Source organism: Nocardioides cremeus, assembly GCF_030518195.1.
GTDB classification, from domain to species: Bacteria; Actinomycetota; Actinomycetes; order Propionibacteriales; family Nocardioidaceae; genus Nocardioides; species Nocardioides cremeus.
In genome coordinates this window covers 133,868-156,524 of the sequence record NZ_JAULSC010000006.1, presented here as the reverse complement: position 1 = coordinate 156,524, position 22,657 = coordinate 133,868, and the positions used below count along the sequence as shown (strand labels likewise).

Here is a 22,657-nt window from a genome sequence, read left to right as displayed (position 1 = left end):
GGTGCGGCTACGACCCGGCCAGCAGCGTCTCGAGCTGGTCGCGGCCCGGCAGGTCGGCGGGCTCGACGAGCTCACCGGTGCGCACGTAGTAGAAGCCCGCGCGCACCTCGTCGGGCGCCAGGCCCTCGAGCTCGGCCCACGCGGTGCGGTAGAGCGCGAGCTGGAGCGGGTCGGCGTCGGCGCGACGGTTGGTCTTCCAGTCCACCAGCAGGAACGAGCCGTCGGGCTCGCGGAAGACCGCGTCGATGCGACCGCGCACCACCTGCCCGGCGAGCACCAGCGCGAACGGCGCCTCGACGGCGTAGGGCACCCGGTCGGCGAAGGGGCCCTCCTCGAAGCGGCGCACCAGCTCCTCGAGGTCGGCCGCGTCGTCGATGCCCTCGTCGCCGCGTCCCGGCAGCTCGTCGGGGTCGAGCAGCGGCTGCTGGCCGAAGCGGGCCTCGACCCAGGCGTGGAAGCGGGTGCCGAAGCGAGCCGCGGGCGAGGGCGGACGCGGCATCGGGCGGACCAGCTCGCGGGCGAACGTCTCGGGGTCGTCGCGCAGGCGCGACAGTGCTGTCACCGAGATGCTGCCCGGCAGCGGCACCTCGACCTCGGGGCTGCGGTCGCGGCGCGCCTCGACCAGGAGCCGCTCGAGCTCGTCGTCCCAGGTGTCGAGGACCGAGCGCTCGACCAGGTCGGCCTGCTGGTCCCACTCGCCGCCGCGCCCGGCCGCCAGCTGCTCGGTGGCCTCGGCGACGAGCTCGGCGGCCTCGAGCCGACGCAGCGCCTCGGCGGTGTGCTCGGTGACCGGCCAGGGGTGCTCGGGCACCTCGGCCTGCAGCAGCGGGTTGACCTCGCTCTTGTCGGGGCACTCGCGCCAGGCCAGGGGCGCGACGCCGGCCAGCGCCAGGAAGTCGCGGACGACGACCTGGTAGGGCGAGGGGCCCAGGCCGCCCTTGCGACCCTCGGTCCACACGTAGGACGAGACGACCAGCCGGTGCCGCGCCCGGGTGAAGGCCACGTAGCCCAGCCGCAGCTCCTCGGTGGCCTCGTGCGCCTTGGTGTCGGTCTCGAGCCGCTTGAGCGCCTCGGCGTCGTGACCGAGCAGCTGGGGCAGGTCGCGCTCGTCGCCCCGCAGCGGCGTCGGCAGCATCTCGAGGCGGCGCGGCCACAGGCCGCGGCTGCGGGTGTGCGGGAACTTGTCGCGGCAGGTGCCGACCAGGAACACCACGTCCCACTCCAGGCCCTTCGCGCGGTGCACCGTCAACAGCTTGACCGAGTCGGCCTCCGACGGGGTGGCGGCGTCGAGGCCGTTGCCGAGCTCGTCCTCGGCCTGCAGCCAGGCCAGCAGCGAGGTCAGGCTCACCGAGCCGTCGATCGCCTGGAAGTCGGCGACCGCCTTGACGAAGATGTCGAGGTTGTCGCGCCGGGCCCGCGCGGCCTCGCTGACCGAGGCGGCCAGCTCGAGGTCGATGCCGCAGGTCTCGATGATGCGGCGCACCAGCTCGAGCAGCGGCTCGCCCACGTGGGCGCGCAGCATCCGCAGCTCGGCGGCCAGCAGCGCGAAGCGCTCGCGAGCCGCGGTCGAGTAGGCCAGCTCGCCCGGGTCGTCGAGCGCGTCGCACAGCGCGGGGACCTCGGTCGGGTCGGCACCGGAGACGGCCTGCTCGAGCTCCTCGCCCAGGGCCCGGTCGCCGGCACCGGCGCGGCCACGCCGAGCCCCGGCGAGCTCCTCGGCGCGCTGGCCCAGCAGCGCGAGGTCGCGCGGGCCCACCGCCCAGCGCGGACCCGTGAGCAGGGTCAGCAGGTCGGCGTTGGCGGTGAGGTCCTCCAGCAGCGTGAGGGTCGCGAGCACCTCGGCGACCTCCGGCAGCCGCAGCAGGCCGCTGAGACCCACGATCTCGACCGGCACCTCGGCCGCGCTGAGCGCGTCGAAGACGTCGGCCGCGTGGGCGTTGTCGCGCACCAGCACCCCCACCTCGCGCCACGGCGTGCCGGCATCGTGGGCCGCGCGCACCTGCTCGGCGAGCCAGCCCAGCTCCTCGGCGTAGGTCTCGTGCACGGCCACGTCGACGACACCCTGGGCCGAGGTGCCCGAGCGCAGCGGCGCCACCATCGGGAACTGGCGGTAGAGCGGGTCGGCCAGCGCGTTGGCGACGTCGAGGATGCGGGTGTCGGAGCGGCGGTTGACGCTGAGCCGGAAGCGCGCCACCTCGGCGCCGTCGCCGCGGGGGAAGTCCTCGCCGAAGCGCAGGATGTTGGAGACCGACGCGCCGCGCCAGCCGTAGATCGCCTGGTTGGGGTCGCCCACCGCCATCACCGGGTGGCCGCCCCCGAAGAGCCGGCGCAGCATCCGGGCCTGGGCCACCGAGGTGTCCTGGTACTCGTCGAGCAGCACCACCTTGAACTTGCCGCGCTCCTGCTCGCCGACCTCGGCGTGGCTCTCCGCCAGCCGGGCGGCCAGCGCGATCTGGTCGGAGAAGTCCATCAGCCCCAGCGCCTGCTTGAGCCGGCGGTACTCCTCGACCAGGTCGAGCGCCTCGGCCCGGCGGGCGAAGGCGCTGGCGACGTCGTCGCGGGTCTTCTTCGGCCCCGCCTGCAGCGCCTCGGCGAAGCGCGGCGCCTGCGCGGCGTCGAAGCCGCGCAGGGCCGCGACGTCGACCAGGTGCTCGCTCAGCGCGCCCTCGAGGCGCAGCACGTAGTCGATGACGTGGCGCGGGCTGTCGGAGAGCAGCTCGACGCGGCCGGTGTGCCGGTCGATGACCCGGGCGGCGAGCTGGTAGCGCGAGGCGTCGGCCATCACCCGGGTGTCGGGCTCGTGGCCGATGCGCAGCCCGTGCTCGGAGAGCAGCGCCGAGGCGTAGGCGTTGTACGTCGACACCGTGGGTTCGAGCAGCTCCACGGCCTCCTCGTCCTGCTCCCGTGCTGCGCGGTCTGGGAGGTCGGGGCCGCCGGGACCGAAGCCGGCGCGCTCGAGGGCCTCGCGGATGCGCTGGCGCAGCTCGCTGGCCGCCTTGGTGGTGAAGGTCAGCCCGAGGACCTCGTCGGGGCGCACCTGGCCGGTCACCACGAGGTAGACGACCCGTGCGGCCATCAACGTCGTCTTGCCCGAGCCGGCGCCCGCGACCACCACGGCCGGCTCGAGGGGCGCCCGGATCGCCTCCCACTGCTCGGGGCTGGGCGGGAAGTCGGACTGCATGACCTGCTGCAGCTCCTCCGGGGTGTCCACGGTGCGCGGGCCCGCGGAGGCGCTCGTCGCGCTCACGACAGCACCGTCCCGGAGCTCTTGGCCGGGCACAGGGGCTGGAAGTCGCAGAAGTCGCAGTGCTTGCCGGGCCTGGCCACGAAGTCCTCCTCGCGCACCGCTCGCGCGGCCGCCATCAGCTGGTGCTCGATCGTGCGCACGCCCTGCTCGTCGGGCTCCTGCGGCGCCTGGGTCTGGACGGTGAGCCGGCCGCGCGCCTCGTGGCGCAGCTGCCACAGCTCGGCGCCGCCGGGCTGCGCGGTCGAGGGCTCGCCGCGGCGCTCGGTCAGCACCTCGTCGACGGCGCCGTGCTCGACGGCGAGCTGGTAGAGCCCCAGCTGCGGGTGCACCGTGATCTCCTCCCCCGTCGGCTTGTACTTGCTGGTCTTGAGGTCGATGACGACCACCCGGCCCTCCGCGTCGACCTCGAGCCGGTCGGCGTACCCGTGCAGGTGCACCTGCTGGCCGTCGGGCAGCGCGACCGTGGTGTTGATGCGCTGCTCGGTGGCCAGCACCTCGCGGGCCTCGGGGCGCTGGTGCCAGGCCAGGAACCGGGTCAGGGCCTTGCGCACCTCCTCGCGCTCCCGGCCGCCCGACCAGGGGGTGCGGAAGGGCAGGCGGGACCAGACGGCGTCGACGTGCTCCATCAGCGCCTCGACCGGGTCGGGGCCCGACAGGTCGACCTCGCCGCGGCTGATCCGGTCGGCCAGGGCGTGCACGACGTTGCCGAAGCCCTGGGCCTGGGTCGCCGCCCGCGCTCCCCCGGCCTCGGACTCCAGGAACCACTTCGCCGGGCACTGCTCGAGCGTGGTCAGGGCGCTGGCGGACAGGCGCACCGGCTCGTCGGGCTCGCGCACGGGCTGCTCGGAGGCGCTGAAGGCCCGGGTGCCCCACCAGGTGGCGGGGTCGGCGGCCGGCACCCACGCCGCACCCTCGCGGTGCTCGGCCACCAGGCGGGCCAGCCGCTCGGCGGCCGCGTGGCGCAGCACCTTGGACTGGTTGTCGTCGGCGACGGTGCGCCGCAGCTCGGCGACCAGCCCGGCCAGCGACAGCGGCCGCCGGGGCCGGCCCTGCACGTGCTGGGGGGTCGGGCCGAGCTCGGCGAGGAAGCGCGAGGCCTGCTCGCCGTCCTCGTCGGGCGAGGCCACCGCCGTCACGACGAGGCGCTCGCGCGCCCGGGTGCAGGCGACGTAGAAGAGCCGGCGCTCGTCGGCGAGCAGCTCGCGCGCCGATGTCGGGGGCACCAGGTGGCCCTGGCCGATCCGGTCGGCCTGCAGCAGCGTCGAGCGGCGGCGCAGGTCGGGCCAGCCCTCCTCCTGCACGTGCGCCACGACGACCAGGCGCCACTCCAGGCCCTTGGAGCGGTGGGCGGTCAGCAGCCGCACGGCCTCGCCGCGGATGCCCTGCTCGGCCAGGGTGTCGGCGGGGATCTGCTGGGCCACCAGGGTGGAGAGGAACGAGGCCAGCGCGGTGTGGCCGCGGCGCTCCTCGACGCGGGCCGCCTCGTCGAAGAGGGCGCACACGGCGTCGAGGTCGCGGTGGGCGGTGCGCCCGCCCTGCCCGCCGCGGGTGGAGGCGGTCTGCAGCCGCGCGGGCCAGTCGGTGCCCGACCAGAGGTGCCACAGCACCTCCTCGGCCGAGGCGCCGTCCTCGACCAGGGCCCGCGCCTCGCGCAGCAGCCGGGCCAGGCGCGCCGCCCGCGCCACCGCCGGGAGGTCGGCGCCCGGGGTGCCGGCCAGGTCCTCGAGCACGCCCTCGTCGACAACCGCGGCGCGCAGCAGCTCGGGCGAGCTGCGGGGGGCGGTGCCCTCGGCGGCCTCGGCGACCCGCTGCTTCTCGCGGGTGCGCAGCAGCCGGGCCAGCACCCGCACGTCGGCGGCGTCGAGCCCGGCCAGGTGGGAGTGCAGCAGGGTCTGCGCGTGCTGGGCGTCGAGGTGGTCGACGCTGCGCGGGTCGTCGTCGTCGAGGTGCAGGACGGCCGTCAGCGCGTCGACCAGGGTGCGCACGGCGGGCTCGCCGACCAACGGGGTGTCGTCGCCGGCGACCTCCACCGGCACGCCGGCGGCCAGCAGCGAGCGGCGCAGGCCGGGGATCGAGGTGCGCCCCGAGCGCACCAGCACGGCCATGTCGTCCCAGGCGACGCCGTCCTCGAGGTGCGCGCGGCGCAGCAGGTCGGCCAGGTGCTCGGCCTCGGCGCGCTCGGTGTCGTAGGTCAGCACCTGTACCCGGCCGTCGCCGTGGTCGCCGACCGGCACCGGGGCCAGGAAGTCGTCGCGGGCCCCGCTCTCGATGGTGCCGATCAGCGGCAGCCGCGCTGCCACCCGCTGCGAGCAGCGCAGCAGCGAGGCGCCGAAGCGGCGGGTGCCGCGCAGCACGACGGTGCCGGCCGGGCTGCCGTCGCGGCGGGGGAAGGTGGTGGGGAACTCCAGGATGCCGCGCACCTCGGCGCCGCGGAACGCGTAGATCGACTGGTGGGGGTCGCCGACGACGGTGATGTCGCGCCCGTCGCCGGCCAGCGCCTGGAGCAGCGCCACCTGGCCGGGGTCGGTGTCCTGGTACTCGTCGACGAAGACGTGGCGGTAGGTGGCGCGCAGCTCGTCGCGGTGCTCCTCGGCCAGGATCGCCGCACGCCGGATGAGGTCGGCGTAGTCGATGGCGCCGCGCGAGTCGAGCACGTCGAGGTACTGGTCGAGGAACCACCCGGCGGCCACCAGCTCCTCGCGCCCGGACTCGAGCCCGAGGCGGCGCAGCTCCTCGCCGTCGAGCCCCTTCTCCCGGGCCCGGGCCAGCACGGCCTGCACCTCGCCGGCGAAGCCGCGGGTGCCGACGGCGCGGCGCAGCGCCTCGGGCCAGCGCACCGACTCGGGCGCGTCGGTGAGCAGCTGCTGGAGCACGACGTCCTGCTCGGGGGCGCTGAGCAGCTGCAGCGGGCCCTCGTAGAGCTCCGCGGGCTGGTGCTGGCGGATCAGGCCGTAGGCGAAGGAGTGGAACGTGGTGCCGATCGCCACCGCCGAGGTCAGGCCCAGGCGGGCGGTGACCCGGTCGCGCAGCTGCTCGGCGGCCTTGCGCGAGAAGGTCAGCGCCAGCACCTGCTCGGGGCGGGCGCCCTGCTCGATGCGGTGCACGATCGTCTCGACCAGCGTGGTGGTCTTGCCGGTGCCCGGCCCGGCCAGCACGAGCAGCGGACCGCCGGGGTGCTCGAGCACCCGGCGCTGGTGCTCGTCGAGCGTGGGCACCGCGGCCGCCTGCTGCGGCGCGGCGAGCCGGTAGGTGGTGGTCGCGGCGGGGCTCCTCATGGCGACCATTCGACCACCCGGCACCGACAGGCCCACGACCACGGCGGACGAACCATGTCCTCAGGCGCCGGGTGCCCGGTCGTTGTAGACGCCGGCCTCGACCTGGCCGCTCAGGGCAGCGATGGCGGCCATGACCTCGTCGGTCAGCTCGCGGCGGGCCCGCCCGAGCGGGACGCCCTCGAAGCGGCCGCCGGCGCGCACCGGCGGACCGAAGCGCACGGTGACCCGCACCGGGCGCGGCAGGCTCGAGCCGACGGGCTGGAGCCGGTCGGTGCCGACCAGGCCGACGGGCACCACGGGCACCCCGGCGGTCAGCGCGAGGTGGCCGACGCCGGTGCGGCCGCGGTAGAGCCGGCCATCGCGCGAGCGCGAGCCCTCGGGGTAGAGACCGAAGGCCTCCCCCCGCTCCAGCACCTCGAGCGCGGTGTCGAGGCTGCCGATCGCCGAGCGCGGGTCGTCGCGGTCGACGGGCAGCATCCCCAGCCCCTCGAACCAGGCGCGCTGGGCGGCGCCGCGCAGCCCGGGACCGGTGAAGTAGTCGGACTTGGCCAGGAAGACGACCTTGCGCGGCACCACGACCGGGATGACCACCGAGTCGATGAAGGAGAGGTGGTTGCTGGCCAGCAGCACCCCACCGGTGGCCGGCAGGTGCTCGAGGCCCTCGACCCTCGGGCGCCACAGCGCGCGGGCCACGGGCGGCACGACCGCGTGCAGGGCCCGGTACATCCGGTCGCTGGGCTCGCTGGGCTCGCTGGGCTCGTGGGACGACGGGGCGGAGGCGGGCACGTGGTCAGTGTGCTGGTTACCGGCGGGTCCGCCGATCCGACGTCAGAGCAGTCCGGCCTTGCGCCCCAGCTTCTCGGCGACGTCGCCCGGGGTGAGCTCGCCCGTCAGCAGCCGGCTGGTTGTCCACGCCGACGTGTCGAGCCCGGAGGTCTCGCTGAAGGCGCGGTGGTCGTCGGCGAAGCGGTCGCGCAGCACCGCGATGTCGTCGGCGGTGGGCGCGTCGGCCTCGAAGTCGGTCTGCGAGGCGCTGCGCGCCAGCGGCTCGAAGCGCTTCTTGTACGGCGGCAGCCCCAGGCGCGCCACGAGGTCCTCGGCCGTGTCGTGCTGGGCCTTGACCATCTGGTGGAAGTCGACCAGGTGCACCTGCTCGCTGGGGAAGATCGAGCGCACCCGGGCGAGCTGGGCGCCGTAGAAGCCGCGGGCCACCACGGTGCGCGTGCGCAGCGCCTTGGCGTCCCAGCCCTCGGGGCGGGTGCCGACCCAGGAGGGCTCGAAGTCGATGCGCACCGACTCGGCGAAGGTGATCCGCTCCTCGGCGGGCAGCCGGCGCGTCCAGTTCATCACCCAGTGCGAGAAGGCGCGCTCGATCGGGTCGCGGAAGCAGAAGATCAGCGGCACGTCGGGGTTCCAGGCGCGGATCCGCTCCAGCGCCCCCGGCCAGAAGAGGTACGACGGGGTCGCGTCGACGCCCATCGTCGCCTTCGAGCGGGCCGAGCGCAGGGCGACGTGGTAGCCGCTGAAGTCGGGGCGCTCCCAGTCGAGGGAGTCGTCGTCGAAGAAGTGCCACTCCTTCTGCGGGGCACGGGTGATGTGCTGGTGGCTGACCAGGACCCGGTAGAGGGTGCTGGTCGCGGCCTTCTGCACACCACCGAGGACCAGCCCGATCGGGACGGTGCCGTGGGGTGCCTCGGTCTGGGCGGCGCTGGGTGCGGTGATCGTGTGCCTCCTCGCGGTGCGCCCGGGGTGCCTCCCGGACGGTTGGCGAGCATACGACAAGAGCGGCGCGGCCCGGTCAGTCGCGGGCGCGCAGGGCCAGCAGCACCAGGTCGTCCTCGTGCTCCCCCACCGCGTCGAGCAGGTGGTCGCACAGGTCCTCGGGGTCGGCGTCGCCCCAGCCGGTCAAGGAGTCCACCAGCCAGGCCAGGCCCTCCGAGAGCCCCGCGTCGCGGCGCTCGACCAGCCCGTCGGTGTAGAGCAGCAGCGTGTCTCCGGGTCGCAGCCGCAGCCGGTGGTCGGCGCGCCGGGTGTCGGGGTCGAGGCCCAGCAGCAGGTCGGGCGTCTCCTCGAGCAGCCGCGCCGTGCCCTCCGCGGTCACCAGCAGCGGTGGCGGGTGGCCGGCGTTGCTCCAGTGCAGCAGCTGGCCGTCGGGGCCGCCGTCCTCGACGACGGCCAGCACCGCGGTGGCGACCTCGTCGACACCGAGCCCGGCCATCGCCCGGTCGAGGTCGCTGAGCACCCGGGCCGGCAGCGCGAGGCGGGCGCTGTAGGCCACGCCCCGGGTCAGGTTGCGCAGCTGGCCCATCGCGGCCGCGGCGTCCTGGTCGTGGCCGGCGACGTCGCCGACCATCACCGCGAGCGCGCCGTCGGGCAGCACGTAGGCGTCGTACCAGTCGCCGCCGACCCGCGCCTTCTCGGCGGCCGGCTGGTAGCGCACCGCGACCTGCAGCGCGGGCCCGTGGGCGGGGCGGGTCAGCAGGCTGCGCTGCAGCGCCTCGGAGAGCTGGCGGTCGCTCTCGCGGGCGGCGAGCAGCTCGAGGGACTGCTGCAGCGTGCCGGCCAGGGAGCGCAGGAAGTCGACGTACTCGCCGTCGAGGGCCAAGCGGTCGCTGAGCCGCAGCCGGAGGTGCTGCTGGGGCGCGCGCGGGTCGGGGGCGGGCAGCGCGACCCGGGCCACGGTGCCCTGCCCGGGGCCGTCGAGGCTCTCGAGCACCAGCGGGTCGGCCACGGCACCGGGGCGGACCGCGACCTCGACGAGGTCGCCGGGGTCCTCGCGCAGCTCGCGCACCGCCAGGTCGACCAGCGCGGCGGCGCTCGAGACCCCGGCGAGAGCCTGGTCGAGGCGGGTCAGCACCTGCAGGCGGCGCCGGGCGACCACCTGGCGCGTCGTCTCGGTGACGATGTCGACCACGCCCTCGACCCGGCCGTCGGGGCCGCGCACGGGTGAGTAGGAGAAGGTGAAGTAGCACTCCTCGAGGAAGCCCGAGCGCTGCAGCGGCACCTCGGCGTCGACGACCCAGGTGGGGGTGGCGTCCTCGACGACCGAGCGCATCATCGGCCCGAGCTGCTCCCAGGCCTCCGCGAAGACGTCCTCGGTCCGCCGGCCCAGCGCCAGGGGGTGCTTGTCGGCGATCAGCTCGACGAACGCCTCGTTGTAGAGCAGCACGTGGTCGGGGCCCCAGAGGAGCGCCATCGCGAACCGGGTCTCGAGGGCCAGGGCCAGGGTGCTGCGCAGCGCGGGGCTCCAGGTGCTCGGCTCGCCCAGGCCGGCCGCCTCCCAGTCGACCCCGGCGTACGCCGCGCGCAGCGAGCCGGCGAGCTCGAAGAGCGGGTCCTCAGCCATGCTCGCCGACCTCGGAGGCGGCCGCGGCCTCGAAGGCGGCGGCGATCTCGAGCAGGCGCCGGTCGCTGCCGTGCGGGCCCACCAGCTGCACCCCGACGGGCAGCCCGTCCGGCGTGCGGCCGGCCGGCACCGCGATCGCGGGGCAGCCGGTGACGGTGACGAGGTAGGCCGAGCGCATCCAGTCGAGGTAGGAGCCCATCGGCCGGCCGGCGACCTGCGTGGGGTACTCCTGCTCGGCGGGGAACGGCGCCACCTGCGAGACCGGCAGCACCAGCAGGTCGTGCTGGGTGAAGAACTGCCGCATCCGCTCGCCGAGCGTGGTGCGCTGGGTGTAGGCGCGCGCCACGTCGGTGCCGCTCAGCGGCGCGCCGGCCCGGATGTTGTCGGCGAGGCTGGCCTTGAGCTCGCCCGGGTGCTCGGCCAGCAGCGGGCCGAGCTTGGCGTGCAGGTGCCAGGCGCGCAGGGTGCGGAAGGTGTCGTCGCCCTCGGCGAGGTCGGGGTGGGCGCCGTGCACCCGCGCCCCGTGCCGCGCCATCAGCCGGCCGGCCTGCTCGGTGACGGCCGCGACGTCCTCGTCGACGGCGAAGGCGCCGCCGAGGTCGAGCGACCAGGCGACCCGCAGCCCGTGCAGCGCCCGGGGCGTGGGGTCGAACGGGGCCGCGAAGAGGTGCCCCGGATCGCCGAGGGCCAGCGGCGCGCGCGGGTCGGGACCCGCCATCACCGACAGCAGCAGGGCGAGGTCGCCGACGTCGCGGGCCAGCGGCCCCCCGACCGACGTGGTCTCCCACTGGTTGTAGAGCGGCCACTCGGGCACCCGGCCCAGGCTCGGGCGCATCCCGACGACGCCGCAGAAGGACGCCGGGTTGCGCAGCGAGCCACCCATGTCGGAGCCGTCGGCGAGCGGCACCATCCCGCTGGCCAGCGCCGCCGCGGCGCCGCCGCTCGAGCCGCCGGCGCTGCGGGTGGGGTCGTGCGGGTTGCGGGTGGTGCCGAAGAGCCGGTTGAAGGTGTGCGAGCCGGCGGCGAGCTCGGGCACGTTGGTGCGCCCGAGCACCACCACGCCGGCGCGGCGCACGCGCTCGACGAGCAGCTCGTCGTGCTGGGGCACGTGGTCGGCGAAGAGCCGGGAGCCGAAGGTGGTCGGCCAGCCGGCCACCGCGTGGGTGTCCTTGAAGGCGAACGGCAGCCCGTGCAGCGCGCCCAGCGGACCTCCCCGGGCCAGGTGCTCGTCGGCCGCGGCGGCGCCGGCCCGGGCGCGCTCGGCGTCGAGGTTGACGACCGCGTTGAGCTCGGGGTTGCGCTCCTCGATGCGTGTCAGGTGCAGCTCGAGCAGCTCGCGGGCCGAGATCCGGCGCTCGCGCACGGCCGCTGCCATGGCGCGGGCGCTGGAGTGGACGCTCACGTCGGGTCCCGGCTGCTGGCTGTTCACCCGCGAATCATGGCAGGCGGACCGGGCGGCGCGGGCCGGAAGAAGGCCACCTCGAGGTCGACCCGGCCGGAGGGCCGCAGCGCGGTGCCCTCCTCGAGGTAGGCCTGGCGGGCCTCGCCGTCGTGGCTGGGCGGCAGCGACCCGTCGGCGCGCACCACCCGCCACCAGGCCACCGCCGCGCCGTGGCCGGCCATCACGTTGCCGACCCGGCGCGGGCCGTAGCGACCCACGGCCTCGGCGATCGCGCCGTACGTCGTCACCCGCCCCGGCGGCACCTGCTCGACGCACGACAGCACGTCCTCGACGTACTCCTCGGGATGCCGCACACCGAGGAACCTACCGGGCGCCGGCGGTGCGGCTCAGCCCAGCGGCAGGGCCGAGAACGACTCGGTGCCCTTGACCAGGCGCAGCCCCTTGATGCCCGAGTGGCGCCGGGCGAAGTCGAGCTCGGAGGCCAGGTCGCCGACGCCGTTGCTCAGCGGCAGCGGCGCCAGCGCCACGGTCGAGAGGGTGCCGAAGGCCGCGCCGTCGGCGTCGAGGAGGCCCGAGCCCGAGTCGCCGGGCACCCCCGGGGTCAGGGTGTAGACGTCCCAGCTCCAGTCACCGAAGGCGCCCAGGGAGAGCCCGACCTTGGGCGAGAGCAGCGTGGTGGGCCGCAGGCTCGACTGGCCGTAGCTGTAGACCTGCGAGCCGGCCGGCGCACCGTCCTGGGAGAGTCCGGTCGGGCCGCCGAAGAAGGGCACGCTGGGGTTGACCGAGCGGGCGAAGCGCTGCTGCAGTCGCACCAGCGCGAAGTCGTTGTAGTCGCAGGTGTCGGCGTCGGTGGTGCCCACGCGCTGCATGGTCTCCCACGACGAGTAGACCAGGCGGCCGCGGCCCACCGTGGTGCCGCCGGACGCGAGGTTGCCGCCCCGGGCCAGGCGCACCTTGGTGCCGCTGGGCAGCGTCGGGGTGGCGCAGCCGCTGGTGTCGGTCGCCTCCCCCAGGCCTGCGCAGTGGGCGGCGTAGCCGACGTACACGCGCCCGCGCCGGTCGGTGTAGACGAAGTTGGCGGTGCACTGCGAGCCGTCGGTGTACATCTGCACCCCCGGCGTGATCGTGGCCTCGCCGGCCGGCGCCCAGGAGTCGAAGCGCCGGGCCGTTGCGGCCCCGGCGCTCGTGGGCAGCAGCACCCCGATCAGGCCGATCATCAGGGGCAGGACGGCCAGGACGACGGCGGCGGGAGCCGTCACGGGTCGGGTGCGCATGCCTCCTCAACGACCGATGCCCCCGCTCGGCTACGCGAGCGGGGGCATCGATCGGTGCGGGTCAGAGCAGCGGCGAGAAGGGCTCGGTGCCCAGGGCGAGCTCGAGGCCCGCGATGCCGGAGTGCTGCTGGGCGAAGGCCAGCTCGCGCTCGAGGTCGCCGATGTTGTTGGACGCCGGCAGCGGCGCCAGGCCCAGCGTCGAGAGGGTGCCGATCGCCTCGCCGTCCTCGCTCACGAAGGCGGAGCCGGAGTCTCCGGGGACACCGGGGGTCACGGTGTAGAGCGGGTGGCTCCACCCCTCGTCGCCCGCGCTGTCACCGAGGCTGATGCCGGTCTTGGGCGAGAGCGGCTCGAGGCCGGCGCGCAGGCTGGAGTTGCCGTAGCTGTAGACCCGGTCGCCGGCGGCGGTGCCGTCGGTGTCGATGCCGGTCGGACCGCCCCAGAACGGGATGCTCGGGTTGACCTTGGACACGTCGGCCGCGTCGACCTTGACCAGCGCGAAGTCGTTGTAGGCGCAGGCGTTCTCGTCGGTGGTGCCGATGTCGCGCATGGTGCGCCACGAGGAGTAGGCGAGCTCGCCGCTGCCGAGCTCGGTCCCCGAGCTGATCAGGCTGCCGCCCTTGCGGAAGGTGACCTCGGTGCCCAGCGGCACCGAGTCGTTGAGGCAGCCGTTGGTGTCGGTGGCCGCACCCATGCCGGCGCAGTGCGCGGCGTAGCCGAGGTAGACATTGGCGGCGGCGTCGGTGAAGACGAAGTTCGAGGTGCACTGGGCGCCGTCGGTGTACATCTGCGTGCCCGGCGTGATCGTCGCCTGGTCGGCGGGCGCCCAGGTGGGCGCTGCCACGGCGGGGGCCGAGGTGGCTGCCCCGGCCGCGAGGCCGGTGGCGGCGAGCGCGGCGAGGGCGCCGGTGGCGCGGCGCAGGGTGGTGTGGCGGTGGCTGGCGGTCTTCATCGGGACGAGGTCCTCCTGGTCGTGGCCGGCGACCTCCCGAGATGGAGGCCACATCTACTGCTCAACGACCGGGTCCCGACATGGTTACGCCCGGGTAGTCCAGAAGGACTACCCGGGCGTGGCCCGGACGGGTCAGTACGACGGCTGGCTGGGGTCGACCTGGTTGACCCAGGCCACCACGCCGCCGCCGACGTGCACGCTGTTCTCGAAGCCGGCGCCCTTGAGCACCGCCAGCGCCTCGGCCGAGCGCACCCCCGACTTGCAGTGCAGCACGACCTGCTTGTCGGCGGGCAGCTGGCCCAGGGCGTTGCCGTTGAGGAACTCGCCCTTGGGGATCAGCACCGAGCCCGGGATCTTGTTGATCTCGTACTCGTTGGGCTCGCGCACGTCGACCAGCACGAAGTCGCGCTCCCCGGCCTCGCGCTCGCCCAGCATCTTCTCGAGCTGGGTGACCGAGATCGTCGAGCCGGCCGCGGCGTCGGCGGCGTCCTCGGAGATCGCGCCGCAGAACGCCTCGTAGTCGATCAGGTCGGTCACGTCGGCGTCGGGGCCGCACAGGCGGCAGGCCGGGTCCTTGCGGACCTTGAGCTTGCGCCACTCGAGCTCGAGGGCGTCGTAGATGACGAGCTTGCCGATGGCCGGCTCGCCCGCGCCGGTGAGCAGCTTGATGGCCTCGTTCACCTGGATCGAGCCGATCGAGGCGCACAGCACACCGAGCACGCCGCCCTCGGCGCAGCTGGGCACCATGCCCGGCGGCGGGGGCTCGGGGTAGAGGCAGCGGTAGCACGGCGCGTCGTCGGCCATCGACGGCGCGAAGACCGAGGCCTGGCCGTCGAAGCGGTAGATCGAGCCCCACACGTAGGGGATCCCGAGGAAGTACGCCGCGTCGTTGACCATGTAGCGGGTCGCGAAGTTGTCGGTGCCGTCGACGATCAGGTCGTAGCCGCGGAAGACGTCCATGACGTTGTCGTTGTCGAGGCGCTCCTCGTGCAGCACCACCTCGACGTAGGGGTTGGCCTCGGCGATCGACTCCTTGGCCGAGACCGCCTTCGACTTACCGATGTCGGACTGGGTGTGGATGATCTGGCGCTGCAGGTTCGACTCGTCGACCTCGTCGAACTCGGCGATGCCGATCGTGCCGACACCGGCCGCGGCCAGGTAGAGCAGCGCGGGGCTGCCGAGTCCGCCGGCGCCGATCACGAGCACCTTGGCGTTCTTCAGGCGCTTCTGACCGGTCATCCCGACGTCGGGGATGATCAGGTGCCGGCTGTAGCGGCGTACCTCGTCGACGGTCAGCTCGGCTGCCGGCTCCACGAGTGCTGGGTAGGTCACTGCTGGGCTCCTCGGTCTGTTCGCAGGGGTCTGGTGGACGCAACAGCCTGCGGGCGCGTCCTGTTCCCACGGCGTGCTCCATCGTGGCCGCGGCCGGCGCGCGACCCGGCGGCGTCCCGTCATCCGGACCGCCGCTACCGCGGGGTAGGCTCGCGCCCCGAGCAAAGAGACGACCGTGACCGCACCTTCGAGGAGGGCAGCAGTGCCAGCTGGCCAGTACGACGTCGAGGCCGGCTCCGCCGCGCCCTCCCGGCAGCGCGGGGCCCGGATGCCGCGTCGCGAGCGCCGCGCCCAGCTGCTCGAGTCGGCGCTCGGGGTCTTCGTGGCCTCGGGCTACCACGCCGCCGCGATGGACGACATCGCCGAGCGGGCGGGCGTCTCGAAGCCGGTGCTCTACCAGCACTTCCCCGGCAAGATGGACCTCTACCTCGCGCTGCTCGACATCGCCTGCGACCAGGTGATCGACAACTGCCGCGCCGCGCTGGCCTCGACGCCCGACAACAAGCAGCGTGTGGCCGCGACCATCGACGCCTTCTACGACTACGTCGCCGACGACAACGGCGCCTTCCGCCTGGTCTTCGAGTCCGACCTGACCAACGAGGCCGCGGTGCGCCAGCTGGTCGACCGGGTCACCACCGAGTGCGCGGCGATGATCGCCGAGGTGATCCGCGACGACACCGGGCTGCCCGACGAGTCCTCGCGCCTGCTGGCGGTCTCGCTGGTGGGAATGGCACAGGTCAGCGCGCGGTTCTGGCTCAACGACACCGCGGGCATCGACCGCGCCGACGCCACCGCGCTGATCGCCGGCCTGGCCTGGCGGGGCATCCGCGGCTACCCCAAGACCGACGAGCACTGAAGACCAGCAGCACCCAACAGGAGGAGGACCCGTGGAGGTCAAGATCGGCATCCAGCAGGCCCAGCGCGAGCTGAGCATCGAGACCGACGAGACGGCCGAGCAGGTGCAGCAGCAGGTCGCCACCGCCGTCGAGTCCGGTGGCGTGGTGACCCTGACCGACACCAAGGGCCGCACCGTGCTGGTGCCGGCCGCCAAGCTCGCCTACGTCGAGATCGGCACCGCGAGCGTCGGGACGGTCGGCTTCCGCAGCTGACCCTGCACCACCCAGGACGACCGGGCGGGGTCCGGGCTCAGGCGTCGAGGCCGAGCTCGGACATCCGCTCGGTGTGCCGCTCGGTGAGCCGCGTGAACATCCGACCCAGCGCGGCCAGGTCGAGCCCGGGGCGGTCCACTCCCCCGGCCAGCAGCGCCGAGAGCGCCTCGCGCTCGGCGGCCACCCGCTGGGCCTGGATCAGCGCCTCGCCCATCAGCCTGCGGCCCCACAGGGCCAGCCGGCCGCCGAGGCGGTGGTCGCGCGCGATCGCCGCGCGCACCCGGTCGACCACGAAGGCTGCGTGCGGGCCCTCCTCGAGCGAGGACAGCACCAGCTCGCGGGTGCCGGCGTCGAGGTAGGCGGCGATCTCGCGGTAGAAGTCGTCGGCCAGCCCGTCGCCGACGTAGGCCTTGATCAGCCCCTCGTACCAGTCGGAGGGCGCGGTGTGCTCGTGGAAGAGGTCGAGCGCGCTGCGGAACGGCGCCATCGCCACGAACGGGTCGCCGTCGAGCTCGCGGATGCGTCGGTGCAGCCGGTCGACCCGGGCGACCTCGCTGGCCGCCATCTGCGCGATGGCCAGCTTGTCCTCCAGCGTGGGCGCCAGCTTGGCGTCCTCGGCCAGCCGCTCGAAGGCCGAGATCTCGCCGTAGGCCAGCACGCCGAGCAGGTCGACGACCGCCTCGCGGTAGGCGGGATCGGCCAGCGCGAGCTCGGCCTCCCGCGCCGGCGAGACGGGCGTGTCGCCGGCCTGGGATTCAGTCATGCGCGCACCCTACCGATACCCTGGGCCCATCGAGCGCTGCGCCGGTGCCGCCACGAGCGGGCACCCGGGCACGGCGCCGAGGCGGGAAACCACCCGCCAGCATGTGCGCGGCAGACGCGCCAGCGAGCTTTCCGAGTCCGCCGGGTCCGCCGCTCCGAGCCACCCGGCCCACCGCGGCTGACGACGAAAGCAGAAGACCAACGTGACCACCTTCCGTGACCTGGGGGTCCTCCCCAAGATCTGTGACGCGCTCGAGCGCGCCGGCATCACCACCCCCTTCGCCATCCAGGAGATGACCCTCTCGGTCGCCCTGATGGGCACCGACCTGATCGGCCAGGCCCGCACGGGCACCGGCAAGACCCTCGCCTTCGGCATCCCGGTGCTGCAGCGCAGCACCCCCGTCGACGACCCGGCGTACGCCGACCTGCCGCAGGGCAAGCCGCAGGCCCTCATCGTCGCGCCGACCCGCGAGCTGGCCCTGCAGGTCTCCAACGACCTCGCGCTGGCCAGCAAGGACCTCGGCCTGCGCGTGCTGACCGTCTACGGCGGCGTGGGCTACGAGCCCCAGCTCGAGGCGCTCGAGAGCGGCGTCGACGTGGTCGTCGGCACCCCCGGCCGCCTGATCGACCTGGCGCACCGCAAGGTGCTCGACCTCAGCCACGTGCACGCGCTGGTGCTCGACGAGGCCGACGAGATGCTCGACCTGGGCTTCCTGCCCGACGTCGAGCGACTGCTCAAGATGACCCCCGAGACCCGCCAGACGATGCTGTTCTCGGCCACGATGCCCTCCGCGATCGTCGCGCTGGCCCGCACCCACATGCGCCACCCGATGAACATCCGCGCGGAGTCGTCGTACGAGAACGCGACCGTGCCGGCCACCGCGCAGTTCATCTACCAGGCCCACGACCTCGACAAGCCCGAGATCATCGGGCGCATCCTGCAGGCCCCCGACGCCGAGAAGATCATCGTCTTCACCCGCACCAAGCGCCAGAGCCAGCGGGTGGCCGACGACCTCTCCGAGCGCGGCTTCGCCGCCAGCCCGCTGCACGGCGACATGGCCCAGGTCGCGCGCGAGAAGGCGCTGACCAAGTTCCGCGAGGACAAGATCCGGGTGCTGGTGGCCACCGACGTCGCCGCCCGCGGCATCGACGTGCGCGGCGTCTCGCACGTCATCAACTACACCTGCCCCGAGGACGACAAGACCTACGTGCACCGCATCGGCCGCACCGGTCGCGCCGGGGCCTCGGGCATCGCGATCACCTTCGTGGACTGGGCCGACCTGCACCGCTGGAAGATGATCAACAAGACCCTCGACCTGCCCTTCGACGCGCCGCAGGAGACCTACTCGACCTCCCCGCACCTGGCCACCGACCAGGGCATCCCCGAGGGCACCAAGGGCCGGGTCGTCCCCGAGGCGCCCCGCGAGCCCCGCGCCCCGCGCGAGGGCGGTCGCGGTGGTCGCGACGGCGGCCGTGAGGGCGGTCGTGAGGGTGGTCGCGACGGCGGCCAGCGCGCCCCGCGCAACCGCGATCGCACCCGCAGCCGCAGCCGTGGCGGCGAGGTCGTCGCCGAGGTGAGCACCAACGAGTCCGGCGAGAAGGTCGAGAAGCCCGTCGAGGGCGCCGGCTCCGGCAGCCGCAACCGCCGTCGTCGCCGCTCCCGCGGTGGCCAGGGCGGCCAGGGTGGCCAGGGCGGTCAGGCGAACCAGAGCGCCGAGGCCGCACCCCAGGCCTGAGCCGACCCGGCCCTTATCTCTCACTGACCCGGCCCGAACCTCTCCTCGCGGAGAAGTTCGGGCCGGGTGAGTACGTTATTGGGGCCGGGTCAGCGGGGGCGCTGGGAGCGGGTGACCAGGTTGGCGGCCGCCTCGCGGTAGGCCTTCGCGCCCTTGCTGGTGCGGCTGGTGGCCAGGATGGAGCGGCCCGCGGCGGGCGCCTCGGCGAACTTGATGGTCTTGGGGATCGGCGGCTCGACGACCTCGAGGTCGTAGGTCTCCGAGATCGTGTCGAGCACGGTGCGCGCGTGGTTGGTGCGGCCGTCGTAGAGCGTGGGCAGCACGCCCCACACCTCGAGACCGCGGTTGGTGAAGCGGCGTACGTCGTGCACGGTGTCGAGCAGCTGGCCCACCCCGCGGTGCGAGAGCGTCTCGCACTGCAGCGGCACCAGCACCCCGTCGGCAGCGGTGAGCGCTGCGACGGTGAGCACGCCCAGCGAGGGCGGGCAGTCGAGCAGCACCCAGTCGTAGGCGCCGTCGAGGTCCTCCACGACCCCCTTGACCACGTGCTCGCGCCCGGTGCGGGTCAGCAGGTCGGCCTCGGCGCGCGCCAGCTCGATCGTGGCCGGCAGCAGGTCGACGCCCTCCTCGGTGGAGATGATCACCTCGGTCGCGTCGAGACCACGGGTCAGCACGTGGTGCACCGAGGTCTCGAGGTCCTCCGGGTCGATGCCCAGCGAGAAGGTCAGGCAGGCCTGCGGGTCGAGGTCGACCAGCAGGACCCGGTGGCCCAGCTCGGCGAGCGCGGCGCCCAGGGAGGCCACGGACGTCGTCTTGGCGACGCCGCCCTTCTGGTTGGCGACGGCGAGTGTGGTGGTCATCGAGCCACATCATGCCCGATCCGGGCCTGCCCCGGGCGCGAGCCACCTGTTCTACTGCTCCCATGCCACGCGCCCTGGTCACCGGCCCCACCGCCGGCATCGGTCACAGCTTCGCCGTCCAGCTCGCCGAACGCGGCCACGACCTGGTCCTGGTGGCCCGCGACGAGCAGCGCCTGGCGCAGGTCGCAGGCGAGCTGCGCGACCGCTTCGGCGTCGACGTCGAGGTGCTCGCGGCCGACCTGGCCGACCGCGACCAGCTCGTCCGGGTCGAGCAGCGCCTGGCCGACCGGTCCGCGCCCGTCGACCTGCTGGTCAACAATGCGGGCTTCGGCCTCAAGGGGCGCTTCCTCGACAACGACGTGGCCGCCGAGACGGCCATGCTCGACGTGCTGGTGACCGCGGTGGTGCGCCTGATGCACGCCGCGCTGGGCCCGATGGTCGAGCGCGGGCACGGCCAGGTGCTCAACGTCTCGAGCGTGGCCGCGTTCCTGCCGCGCGGCTCCTACTCGGCGGCGAAGGCCTACGTCAACAAGCTGGGCGAGTGGGCGGCCGCCGAGTACGCGCCCCACGGCGTGACCGTGACGACCCTGTGCCCGGGCTTCGTGCGCACCGAGTTCCACGAGCGGATGCAGGTCGGCCAGGACTCCGCCCCCGACTTCCTCTGGCTCGACGCCGACGACCTGGTGCGCACCGCGCTGGCCGACCTCGAGCAGGGCAAGGTCTACTCGATCCCCAGCGCGCGCTACAAGGTGATCACCGGCGCCGCGCGCCTGGTGCCCCGCGGGGTGCTGCAGCGCTTCCAGTCGCTGGGCCGCAAGTAGCCGCCCTGCTCAGACGACGTCGGGCGTCTCCCGGCCCGACGCCGCCGAGGCGGCCGCGGCCAGGTCGAGGAGCCGCTCGAGCTCCTCGGGCGCGGTGGTGTGGCAGCCGAGGTCGTGGTCGACCTTGCCCAGGCCGTGGTGGTCGCTGGAGCCGGTGACCACCAGGTCGAGGTCGCGGGCGATCGCCCGCAGCCGTTCGCGGGCGGACGGCGTGTGGTCCTGGTGGTCGACCTCGATGCCGGCCAGGCCGAGGCCGGCCAGCTCGGCGAAGGCCTCCGCGTCGGGGCGCTCGTCGCTGCGCCGGCCCCACGCGTGGGCCACCACCGAGACGCCACCGGCCTCGGTGACCAGGCGGATCGTCTCGCGCAGCGGCGCGGCGTAGCGGTCGACGTACCCGGGCCGTCCCGGGCTGAGCCACCGTTCGAACGCCTCGGTGCGGTCGGCGACCACGCCGACCGCCACCATCGCGTCGGCGACGTGCGGGCGCCCGCTGGCCGCGCTGTGGCCCGAGACCCGGTCGACGTCGTCCTCGGTGAGGTCGACGCCGGCCGCACGCAGGGCCGCGAGCATGCCCGGCACCCGCGAGCGCCGGCCCTCGAGCACGCGCTCGAGCTCGGCGGCCAGCGGCGGGTACGTCGCGTCGGGCAGGTAGGCGAGCAGGTGCACGCCCTGCCCCTGGTGGCGGGTGCTGATCTCCATGCCCCGCACCAGCCGGAGCCCGCTCGCGTCGGCGGCGCTCGCCGCCTCGGCCCACCCCTCGGCGCTGTCGTGGTCGGTCAGCGCGAGCACGTCGAGACCGGCCGCGACCGCTGCGTGCACCAGCTCGGTGGGCGACTGGGTGCCGTCGCTGGCCCGCGAGTGGGTGTGGAGGTCGATGCGCACGCCGCCAGACTAGGTCCAGCCGGATCCGGCTAGGTCCAGCCGGGGGCGGGCCCGTCGAAGGGCAGCTCGACCACGGCGGGGCCCACCGTCGAGACGTCGCGCAGGATCCAGTCGTCGCGCAGCAGCAGCACGGCCGAGGCGGGGCGCACCACCAGCCACAGCCACCGCCCCTGGGCCTCGCCCGCGAGCACCGAGCGGTCCCACTCCCCCGGGGTGGCGCTGGTGGAGACCGTCCACAGCGGCACCTGCTGGCGCTCGAGGCGCACCCGCACGTCGGCGGGCCCGTGGCCGGCCTCCGGGCCGGGGTCGGTGCGCGCGGTGCCGGCGACCCGGGCGGCGAAGCCGGTGCCCGGCTCCTCGGCCACCACGTGCACGTCGACGGGGCCGTCGAGGCTGCTGGTGCCGCTGACGCAGGTCATCGTGGCGACCGCGTCCCCACCCTCCCCGACCGCGGCGAAGTCGGTCACCGCCCAGCCGGGGCTCAGCGGCCAGGGCAGGAACGTCGGGAACTGCCCGGCGCGGCGCAGGTGCTCGGCGAACGCGTCGTACGACGCCTCCGCGCCACGCCACAGCGGCGGCACCGGACCGTGCTCGGGGCACGACCACAGCGACGAGCCGTCGCCCGGTGGGGCGACCGGCGCGGGACATCGGGGGCAGTCGGCGCTGGGCACGGTGACAACGGTCCCCAGCGGCTCGCGGCACGTCAAGACCCTGACCAGCACGGATGCTGGTCAAAACCTGGTCCAGCCGGGCGCTGACAGCCGGGGCCGGGTGTGCAAATCTGACGAACCCGATGCGCGCTGGTCACCCCGACCCGGCCGGGTCGAGGAGACTGCCATGACCGACGAAGCCGTCGACTCCCTGCTGGACGCCCTGACGGGGGCGCCCAGCCTCGAGGACGCCTGCGCGGGGCTGCTCACCACGGCACGCCGGATGCTCGGGGCCGACGTCGCCGGCCTGGTCGCCTGGGATGCGAGGGGCCGCCTGGAGCACCTGGCCACCACGGACCCCGAGCTCACCACGTCCCTGTGCGACCTGTCCGGTGGGCCGATCTGTCCGCCGAGCGCCACAGACGCGCACCCCGACGGGATCCTGACGATCGACGACGTGGCGGCCGAGGACCGCTGGCCGGGGTGGGCCCGGCAGGTCCTGGACGCGGGCTACCGCTCGGTGCAGGTGATCAGCCTGCCCAGCATGGTGCACCGACCGCTGGCCATGCACGCCTGGGCGGCGCGCCCGGGCGCGTTCTCCGCAGGAGCACCGCCGACGATCGACCAGGTGCGGCTGGCGGCCCTGATGATCGCCCAGGCCGAGCGCGTCGAGAACCTCGCGGAGGCCCTGCGCACGCGCAGCCTCATCGCCCAGGCCCAGGGCATCGTCATGGAGCGCTACTCGCTCGACCCCGAGCAGGCCATGGCCTACCTCCGGCGGGTCTCGCAGGACCGCCAGGTCAAGGTCCGCGAGCTCGCCGAGGCGCTCGTGGAGACCCGCGAGAAGTGCATGGAGCCACCGGGGCCCTGAGCGGGGATTTCACGCTCGTGTGACGAATCTTTACGCGTTCCATGACCAGATTGGGGTCAGGGACGAGGGGGACACGGATGACGCGCGCAGAGGGAAGCAAGACGACCGGGGACTTACCACGATCGGACCTGCGACGGC

At 74.3% G+C, this 22,657-nt stretch carries 19 protein-coding genes; 5 read left to right on the top strand and 14 right to left on the bottom strand.

Going from position 1 to position 22,657, the window contains the following annotated elements; genetic code table 11:
• Positions 1-7 precede the first annotated feature (7 nt).
• The 10 genes from QWJ41_RS08815 to moeZ all read right to left on the bottom strand — a co-directional run bounded on the left by QWJ41_RS08815 (position 8) and on the right by moeZ (position 14,828).
• Positions 8-3,247 carry an ATP-dependent helicase gene (locus QWJ41_RS08815; RefSeq protein ID WP_302707383.1) on the bottom strand — a complete coding sequence of 1,080 codons (3,240 nt, stop codon included), beginning with the start codon at positions 3,245-3,247 and terminating at the stop codon, positions 8-10.
• The gene (locus QWJ41_RS08810; protein ID WP_302707381.1) at positions 3,244-6,522 is read right to left on the bottom strand and encodes an ATP-dependent helicase; all 3,279 of its coding nucleotides are present in this window, start codon (positions 6,520-6,522) and stop codon (positions 3,244-3,246) included. The genes QWJ41_RS08815 and QWJ41_RS08810 overlap by 4 nt, the downstream gene beginning before the upstream one ends.
• Before the next feature lie 60 nt (positions 6,523-6,582).
• On the bottom strand, positions 6,583-7,308 hold the full coding sequence (locus tag QWJ41_RS08805; RefSeq protein ID WP_302707379.1) for a lysophospholipid acyltransferase family protein: 726 nt from the start codon (positions 7,306-7,308) through the stop codon (positions 6,583-6,585).
• Between the two features lie 42 nt (positions 7,309-7,350).
• The gene (locus QWJ41_RS08800) at positions 7,351-8,304 is read right to left on the bottom strand and encodes a sulfotransferase family protein (protein ID WP_302707377.1); all 954 of its coding nucleotides are present in this window, start codon (positions 8,302-8,304) and stop codon (positions 7,351-7,353) included.
• A 16-nt stretch (positions 8,305-8,320) separates the two neighbouring features.
• The gene (locus QWJ41_RS08795) at positions 8,321-9,868 is read right to left on the bottom strand and encodes a SpoIIE family protein phosphatase (protein ID WP_302707375.1); all 1,548 of its coding nucleotides are present in this window, start codon (positions 9,866-9,868) and stop codon (positions 8,321-8,323) included.
• The gene (locus tag QWJ41_RS08790) at positions 9,861-11,297 is read right to left on the bottom strand and encodes an amidase (protein ID WP_302707373.1); all 1,437 of its coding nucleotides are present in this window, start codon (positions 11,295-11,297) and stop codon (positions 9,861-9,863) included. The genes QWJ41_RS08795 and QWJ41_RS08790 overlap by 8 nt, the downstream gene beginning before the upstream one ends.
• The gene (locus tag QWJ41_RS08785) at positions 11,294-11,623 is read right to left on the bottom strand and encodes an MGMT family protein (RefSeq protein ID WP_302707371.1); all 330 of its coding nucleotides are present in this window, start codon (positions 11,621-11,623) and stop codon (positions 11,294-11,296) included. The genes QWJ41_RS08790 and QWJ41_RS08785 overlap by 4 nt, the downstream gene beginning before the upstream one ends.
• A gap of 33 nt (positions 11,624-11,656) precedes the next feature.
• Positions 11,657-12,544: a hypothetical protein gene (locus QWJ41_RS08780; RefSeq protein WP_302707369.1), complete on the bottom strand. Its 888-nt coding sequence runs from the start codon at positions 12,542-12,544 to the stop codon at positions 11,657-11,659.
• 61 nt (positions 12,545-12,605) lie between these two features.
• On the bottom strand, positions 12,606-13,550 hold the full coding sequence (locus QWJ41_RS08775; protein ID WP_302707368.1) for a S1 family serine peptidase: 945 nt from the start codon (positions 13,548-13,550) through the stop codon (positions 12,606-12,608).
• Between the two features lie 78 nt (positions 13,551-13,628).
• Positions 13,629-14,828 carry an adenylyltransferase/sulfurtransferase MoeZ gene (gene moeZ / locus QWJ41_RS08770; RefSeq protein WP_302707366.1) on the bottom strand — a complete coding sequence of 400 codons (1,200 nt, stop codon included), beginning with the start codon at positions 14,826-14,828 and terminating at the stop codon, positions 13,629-13,631.
• A 268-nt stretch (positions 14,829-15,096) separates the two neighbouring features.
• Between moeZ and QWJ41_RS08765 the strand changes: the two genes are divergently transcribed.
• Together QWJ41_RS08765 and QWJ41_RS08760 are read left to right on the top strand one after the other, a co-directional pair.
• The gene (locus QWJ41_RS08765; protein WP_302707460.1) at positions 15,097-15,684 is read left to right on the top strand and encodes a TetR/AcrR family transcriptional regulator; all 588 of its coding nucleotides are present in this window, start codon (positions 15,097-15,099) and stop codon (positions 15,682-15,684) included.
• Positions 15,685-15,715: 31 nt separating this feature from the next.
• The gene (locus tag QWJ41_RS08760) at positions 15,716-15,937 is read left to right on the top strand and encodes a DUF3107 domain-containing protein (RefSeq protein ID WP_302707364.1); all 222 of its coding nucleotides are present in this window, start codon (positions 15,716-15,718) and stop codon (positions 15,935-15,937) included.
• A gap of 37 nt (positions 15,938-15,974) precedes the next feature.
• Here QWJ41_RS08760 and QWJ41_RS08755 read toward each other — a convergent pair whose 3' ends face one another.
• On the bottom strand, positions 15,975-16,700 hold the full coding sequence (locus tag QWJ41_RS08755; protein WP_302707362.1) for a ferritin-like fold-containing protein: 726 nt from the start codon (positions 16,698-16,700) through the stop codon (positions 15,975-15,977).
• Between the two features lie 202 nt (positions 16,701-16,902).
• Here QWJ41_RS08755 and QWJ41_RS08750 point away from each other — a divergent pair, with 202 nt between their 5' ends.
• Positions 16,903-18,435, top strand: coding sequence for a DEAD/DEAH box helicase (locus tag QWJ41_RS08750; protein WP_302707360.1), 1,533 nt, complete (start codon positions 16,903-16,905; stop codon positions 18,433-18,435).
• Between the two features lie 89 nt (positions 18,436-18,524).
• On the opposite strand, the gene QWJ41_RS08745 is transcribed toward QWJ41_RS08750, so the two are convergent.
• On the bottom strand, positions 18,525-19,295 hold the full coding sequence (locus QWJ41_RS08745) for a ParA family protein (protein ID WP_302707358.1): 771 nt from the start codon (positions 19,293-19,295) through the stop codon (positions 18,525-18,527).
• Between the two features lie 62 nt (positions 19,296-19,357).
• Between QWJ41_RS08745 and QWJ41_RS08740 the strand changes: the two genes are divergently transcribed.
• Positions 19,358-20,116: an SDR family NAD(P)-dependent oxidoreductase gene (locus tag QWJ41_RS08740; RefSeq protein WP_302707356.1), complete on the top strand. Its 759-nt coding sequence runs from the start codon at positions 19,358-19,360 to the stop codon at positions 20,114-20,116.
• A gap of 9 nt (positions 20,117-20,125) precedes the next feature.
• On the opposite strand, the gene QWJ41_RS08735 is transcribed toward QWJ41_RS08740, so the two are convergent.
• Both QWJ41_RS08735 and QWJ41_RS08730 read right to left on the bottom strand, forming a co-directional pair.
• Positions 20,126-20,998 carry a PHP domain-containing protein gene (locus QWJ41_RS08735; protein WP_302707354.1) on the bottom strand — a complete coding sequence of 291 codons (873 nt, stop codon included), beginning with the start codon at positions 20,996-20,998 and terminating at the stop codon, positions 20,126-20,128.
• 29 nt (positions 20,999-21,027) lie between these two features.
• Complete coding sequence (locus QWJ41_RS08730; protein ID WP_302707353.1) at positions 21,028-21,669, bottom strand: DUF6758 family protein; 642 nt, start codon at positions 21,667-21,669, stop codon at positions 21,028-21,030.
• Between the two features lie 166 nt (positions 21,670-21,835).
• Between QWJ41_RS08730 and QWJ41_RS08725 the strand changes: the two genes are divergently transcribed.
• The gene (locus tag QWJ41_RS08725) at positions 21,836-22,519 is read left to right on the top strand and encodes an ANTAR domain-containing protein (RefSeq protein ID WP_302707351.1); all 684 of its coding nucleotides are present in this window, start codon (positions 21,836-21,838) and stop codon (positions 22,517-22,519) included.
• Positions 22,520-22,657: the final 138 nt, after the last annotated feature.